Origin of the sequence: Streptococcus sp. 400_SSPC (assembly GCF_001072745.1) — a bacterium.
In the GTDB taxonomy this organism is placed as follows: Bacteria; Bacillota; Bacilli; order Lactobacillales; family Streptococcaceae; genus Streptococcus; species Streptococcus xiaochunlingii.
On sequence record NZ_JVIQ01000030.1, the window covers coordinates 1 to 5410 of the forward strand.

The following is a 5410-nucleotide window of genomic DNA, read 5'->3' on the forward strand; positions in this document are numbered from 1 at the left end:
GTCCAAAACTAAGTCATGGAACTTCTTCGAAGTTCGCTGACGTCCGTACTCACCTAAGGAAAGCCTCTAAGAAAACTTATTCTTAAAGTCACGGCTAACTTTTAAAAGGTTAGTCATTTTTTTAGAAATATTTTAGAATTGCTTGATAGTTATTTGAAAAGCAAGCTGTATACTAAGAGTGTAAAGAAAACAACTAGTCATTTGGACGAAGGAGAAAACCATGGAAAAAGTATTAGAAATTTCCCATTTGAGTAAAAAGTTCGGTCAACAATACGCCTTAAATGATGTGAATCTCACCATTCGCAAAGGCGACGTCTACGGCCTCATCGGTAAAAACGGGGCAGGGAAAACCACCCTCATCAAGGTCATCACCCAGCTGATTCAAGAAACTGATGGAAGCGTCTCCCTCTTCGCTTCCACGAATCGCTCTCAGTGGACACAAGCCCTGAAACGGGTCGGATCTGTCATTGAAAGTCCTGTGGCTCACAAGCATATGACCGCTTATCAAAACCTAATCTACTATTGCAAGGCACGCCATATCCCCAATCCCGACCAGGTCATCAAAGAAACCTTGAACTATGTCGGCCTGAATAATACGGGTAAGAAGAAATTCCGCGATTTTTCACTCGGGATGAAACAACGGTTGGGAATTGCGATTGCGCTCATTGCCAAGCCCGACTTCCTCATTTTGGACGAACCCATCAATGGTCTCGATCCTGTCGGAATCAAGGAATTCCGTCAGATGATCAAGCGCCTCAACGATGAACTCGGCATGACCATCCTCATTTCCAGTCACATCCTCTCCGAACTTTATCTGGTTGCCAATCGCTTTGGCATTGTCGACCAAGGACGCCTGATCAAAGAAATTAGCAAGGCTGAATTCGAAGAACAAGGAGAAGATTACATCATCCTCAAAACTAGCCAACTAGCTCTTGCCAGTCAACTGATCCAGGATCAGCTCCATCACCGTATCAAGGTCATCGATAAGGATGGAGAAATCCATATCTTTGGACAGACTCACGATATTAAAGTCATTGTCAAAGCGCTCGTTCAAGAGGATATTGACGTGGATGAAATCTACTATGCTCGCCAAGATCTGGAAAAATTCTTTACGGACTTGGTAGACTAGTCAACCCACCGTCTTGCATTACTTATCCCACATATTTCATTTAGGAGATTTATCATGTTGCATACCATTCAAGCAGATTTTTACAGACTTTTTCGCTCAAAAGGTTTTTGGATTACAGAAGCCATTCTCGTTCTCAACATCCTGTCTGGAGTCATCTTTGGAGCTACCGGCCACGTCGGCGTCAATACGGAATCCAAATTACCCCAAGCGACCGAAGTTTGGACGGGCTTTAAAGCCTTGACCAACTACTCTTCCAGCATCAGTGTGACTATCCTCTTTACCATTATTGTCATCACCTTGGTTCTAGGAACAGACTTAACGCAAAACTTATACAAGAATAATCTGGCCTATGGGGTTTCGCGCACCAGCTACTACTTTGCTAAAAGCGCCGTTGTCCTGACCATTGCCCTCTTCCAATTTCTTGTTTCTTATGGTCTCGTCTTCTTAATCGCGACCCTCTACAATGGACTTGGAACCATGCCAGAGCACTTCCTTGCTCATTTTGGACTGACCGTGCTGATTCAGTTCCTTTCCACCTTAGCTTGGGTCAGTATCATTTCCTTCCTCCTTTACGCTAGCCAATCCATCACCTTGGCCTTCGTCGGCTACTTCATTGGAAATATCCTCTTAAGCCTTCCTGCGCTTTTCTTTAAAGATATTGACATTCTCCACTATCTAAACTTGGAATTCCAATATTCCATGGTACAGAGCACAACAGCAACGAACAACACTCTCTCGATTTCCCTTGGATTCATCCTTGTTTTCGGCTTCCTAGGACTCGCTACTTTCAAACACAAAGATTTATAACAAAAAGGCTTGAGCGATGCTCAAGCCTTTTTTCTTAGTGTAATGGTCAAAACAAACCAATCTGCCTCTGTTGCCAGTTGCAAGTCGCCCCCTAAGATCTCTACAAAATTTTGAATAATGTAGAGACCCAAGCCAGAAGACTCTTCTGTATCCGACAGATTTTCAGAGTAGAATCGACTAGCCAGTTGGTCTAAATGTTGAATCGGTTGTTGCACAATATTGCGCAGCTCTACCCGAATCGTGTCCGCGTCCGACATCAAGGTCAAACGCGCCTGCTCCTTTCCATGTTTGAGGACATTGCTGAGCATATTTTGCAAGAGGCGCTCCCAAAGCTCCGGATCCGTAGCATAATGAAGATGCTCCTCTATCTCCACTTCTAAGGCAATCCCCGCCTCAGACAAGCTATCATAATACTGGAACAACTGCTGGGTCAGGACTTGGCTGAGATTAACGTCTGTAAGCCGAGGCTGAATAGCTCCCTCCATCAAGCGTCTGTATTCCAAGAGAGATTCCAGGCGTTTTGAGACAACTTGAAGATTGGAAGCAATTTTCTTCAGCTTTTCCTCTTCCTGCGTCCCACCCTTGATGATTTGTTGGGTATAGCCCGATGCAATGGTCAAAGGCGTTCGGATATCATGAGCAATATTACTGATGGCCATATCCAAGGTCTTTTTCTCTTGAAAGGCAATCCGATTGGTCCGCTCGATCTGTTCAAAGAGATCACTTACCTGCTTGGTCAAGGCGACCATTTCTTTTTTTGAAACACGTGACGTTAACCGCACCCCACTCCCATTTTGGAGCTTCTTTTGAATCTGCTCCTGCAAATCTTTGAGAGCAGAGAGTAGGCGAAGGTAGCCAAGTCCCAAGAGAAGGACAAGGACGACTAGAATTAGAACCAATCCCCACATTACTTGTCTCCTTTCAAGCGAACACCCAAGCCCCAGACGGTTTCAATGTAATCCTCATTAGGATCAAGCTGGGCAATTTTCTTCCGGAGATTACTCAATTGGGCATTAAGGGTATTGTCTCCAGGCAGATAAACTTCTTCCCAGACCGCCTCATACAATTCTTCCTTGGTGAAAATTTTCTTTGGATGTGCCAGCAAGGTCTCAAAAATTTGAAATTCTTTTTTGCCCAAGCGAAGCGTCTGTTCGCCAGACTCCAGTTCAAAGGTTTCTGGGTTCAGGACCAGATTTTTAAAAGTCAGCTTTTTCGATGATGGAGGTTCCTGTGCCGGAGTGTTGTTATTTCTCAACTGCACCGTCACCCGAGCCGCCACTTCATCCAGATTAAAGGGCTTGACAATATAATCATTGGCACCGGCAAGGAGGTACTGGCTAATGAGGTGTTTGTCTCCAAGAGCCGTCATCATGATGACCGGCACCTGACTCTGCAAACGGATCTCCTCCAGGACCTGATCGCCATTTTTCCCAGGAAGCATGATGTCTAGGAGGACCAAATCAACGGCTTCTTGCTGGAAGAGCCGCAGCCCTTCTGTACCTGAAAAAGCCTGAAGGACCTCATGATCTTCACTTAAGAGACTGTATAAAATTTCTTGGATATCATTATTATCCTCGATTAATAAAATCCGTGCCACTTGCCTCGCTCCTTTTTCCTTTGAACTCCAAATCATTTCTATTACCCTAGCCTATCAAATAAAAGCTCCTTCGTCAATGAAAAATGCAAAGAAAACACTCGATCAAGAAGAACTTTCTTCCTAATCGAGTGTTGCATTAGTTGACAGAAGCTCCATTGGTCGCAATGACTTCTTTGTACCAATAGAAGGATTTCTTACGTGAGCGGGCTAAAGTTCCTTTTCCTCCATTGTCCCGATCAACATAGATAAAGCCGTAGCGTTTCTTCATTTCTCCAGTCCCGGCAGAGACCAGGTCAATACAGCCCCAAGTCGTATAGCCCCAGAGGACAACACCATCTTCATGGATGGCATCCCGCATGGCCTTGACATGGGCAGCCAGGTAGTCAATCCGGTAATTATCCTCAATCTCCCCTGCTTCATTTGGTGTATCAACTGCCCCTAATCCGTTTTCCACGATAAACATCGGCTTTTGATAACGATCCCAGATGGTATTGAGGGTAATGCGGAGACCAAGAGGGTCAATCTGCCAACCCCATTCCGAGCTTTCTAGGTAGGGGTTCTTCAGAGAGGCAAAGATATTGCCCGCTGTTTTCTCCCTTTCAGCTGGATCACCTGAAGCGACCCGACTGGCATAGTAAGAGAAGGAAATAAAGTCTACCGTGTGTTCTTTCAATAATTGAAGGTCCTGCTCGGTCATCTCAACCGTGATTCCCTGACGCTCCCACTCTTTCTTAGCATAGTTTGGGTATTCCCCACGCGCCTGCACATCGATAAAGAAATAGTTTTTGCGGTCTTCTTCTAGACCAGCCCAGACATCTCGCGGAGCACAGGTATGCGGATAGTTTTGCCCTGCTGCCAGCATACAGCCGACCTTATTGTTGGAATCAATCTCATGGGCTAGCTTGGTGGCAATGGCTGAAGCGACCAACTCATGGTGAGCCGCCTGGTATTTGACTTGCTCCTCATTCTCTCCTTCTTCAAAGCAGAGACCCGCTCCCATAAAAGGCGCATGGAGGATCATATTGATCTCATTAAAGGTTAGCCAGTAGTTGACCAAGCCCTTGTAGCGAGTGAAGAGGGTCCGGCAAAGACGTTCATAACATTCCAACATCTTGCGACTACGCCAACCTCCATACTCGGTAATCAAATGCATGGGACAGTCAAAGTGGGTAATGGTCACCAAGGGTTCAATGCCATACTTGTGGCACTCCTTAAAGAGCTCTTCATAGAACTGTAGACCTGCTTCATTTGGCTCCAGTTCATCCCCTTTGGGGAAAATCCGAGACCAGGCAATGGACAAGCGATAAGTTTTAAAGCCCATTTCCCCAAAGAGGGCAATGTCTTCCTTGTAGCGATGGTACATATCAATGCCATCCTTAGCCGGATAAAAATAGCCCTCTTCAAAGTCAAACATCTTTTTCTGACCCGTAATAATGGCGTGACGATCAGGACCAATCGGTACCACATCCACATTGGCCAAGCCACGGCCATCTTCATTATAAGCTCCCTCACACTGGTTAGCAGCCGTCGCCCCACCCCAAAGAAAACCATCTGGAAATTGAAGTTTATCGGTCATCTCTCTACCTCACTTGATTTGATAGTTCTATTATACCCTTCTCTAACCAGAAAATCTTACAACATCCTAGGAAAAACTGATACTATTCTAAGATTGTTTTTGTTCACGCGCAATACAAAAAGTCCGGAGGACTCCGATTTTTTAAAATGCATACCAATTATTTTTTGTCAAATATAAATATTGGTCTTTCTTAAATCTAATAAATTCTGTTAAAATAGAAAAATTTTATTCGTTAGAGTTATTCAATCATCTACTGAAACTTTCCGCCGTGAGAAAAGTGCTAGAAACACGATTGTTTCTA

Annotated in this window: 5 protein-coding genes; 2 read left to right on the plus strand and 3 right to left on the minus strand. The window is 44.7% G+C overall.

Features of this window, described 5'->3' with window-relative positions; translation table 11 throughout:
- The first annotated feature begins 220 nt into the window (after window positions 1-220).
- On the plus strand, window positions 221-1129 hold the full coding sequence (locus ADH49_RS04815) for an ABC transporter ATP-binding protein (protein WP_048690315.1): 909 nt from the start codon (window positions 221-223) through the stop codon (window positions 1127-1129).
- 54 nt (window positions 1130-1183) lie between these two features.
- On the plus strand, window positions 1184-1936 hold the full coding sequence (locus ADH49_RS04820) for an ABC transporter permease (protein ID WP_048690317.1): 753 nt from the start codon (window positions 1184-1186) through the stop codon (window positions 1934-1936).
- Window positions 1937-1956: 20 nt separating this feature from the next.
- Here ADH49_RS04820 and ADH49_RS04825 read toward each other — a convergent pair whose 3' ends face one another.
- From ADH49_RS04825 to ADH49_RS04835, 3 genes are all read right to left on the minus strand, one after another.
- Complete coding sequence (locus tag ADH49_RS04825) at window positions 1957-2844, minus strand: sensor histidine kinase (RefSeq protein ID WP_048690320.1); 888 nt, start codon at window positions 2842-2844, stop codon at window positions 1957-1959.
- Window positions 2844-3533 (minus strand): response regulator transcription factor, encoded by a 690-nt coding sequence (locus ADH49_RS04830; protein ID WP_048690324.1) that lies wholly within the window; start codon window positions 3531-3533, stop codon window positions 2844-2846. Before ADH49_RS04830 ends, ADH49_RS04825 begins: the two co-directional genes overlap by 1 nt.
- Window positions 3534-3669: 136 nt before the next feature.
- Window positions 3670-5109 (minus strand): 6-phospho-beta-glucosidase, encoded by a 1440-nt coding sequence (locus ADH49_RS04835; RefSeq protein ID WP_048690322.1) that lies wholly within the window; start codon window positions 5107-5109, stop codon window positions 3670-3672.
- Between the last annotated feature and the right edge of the window lie 301 nt (window positions 5110-5410).

Excerpts from the sequence above, each read along its gene's own strand:
- ADH49_RS04825 (WP_048690320.1), bottom strand. The coding sequence starts at position 2,844 with ATGTGGGGATTGGTTCTAATTCTAGTCGTCCTTGTCCTTCTCTTGGGA.
- ADH49_RS04820 (WP_048690317.1), top strand. The coding sequence starts at position 1,184 with ATGTTGCATACCATTCAAGCAGATTTTTACAGACTTTTTCGCTCAAAA.
- ADH49_RS04835 (WP_048690322.1), bottom strand. The coding sequence starts at position 5,109 with ATGACCGATAAACTTCAATTTCCAGATGGTTTTCTTTGGGGTGGGGCG.
- ADH49_RS04815 (WP_048690315.1), top strand. The coding sequence starts at position 221 with ATGGAAAAAGTATTAGAAATTTCCCATTTGAGTAAAAAGTTCGGTCAA.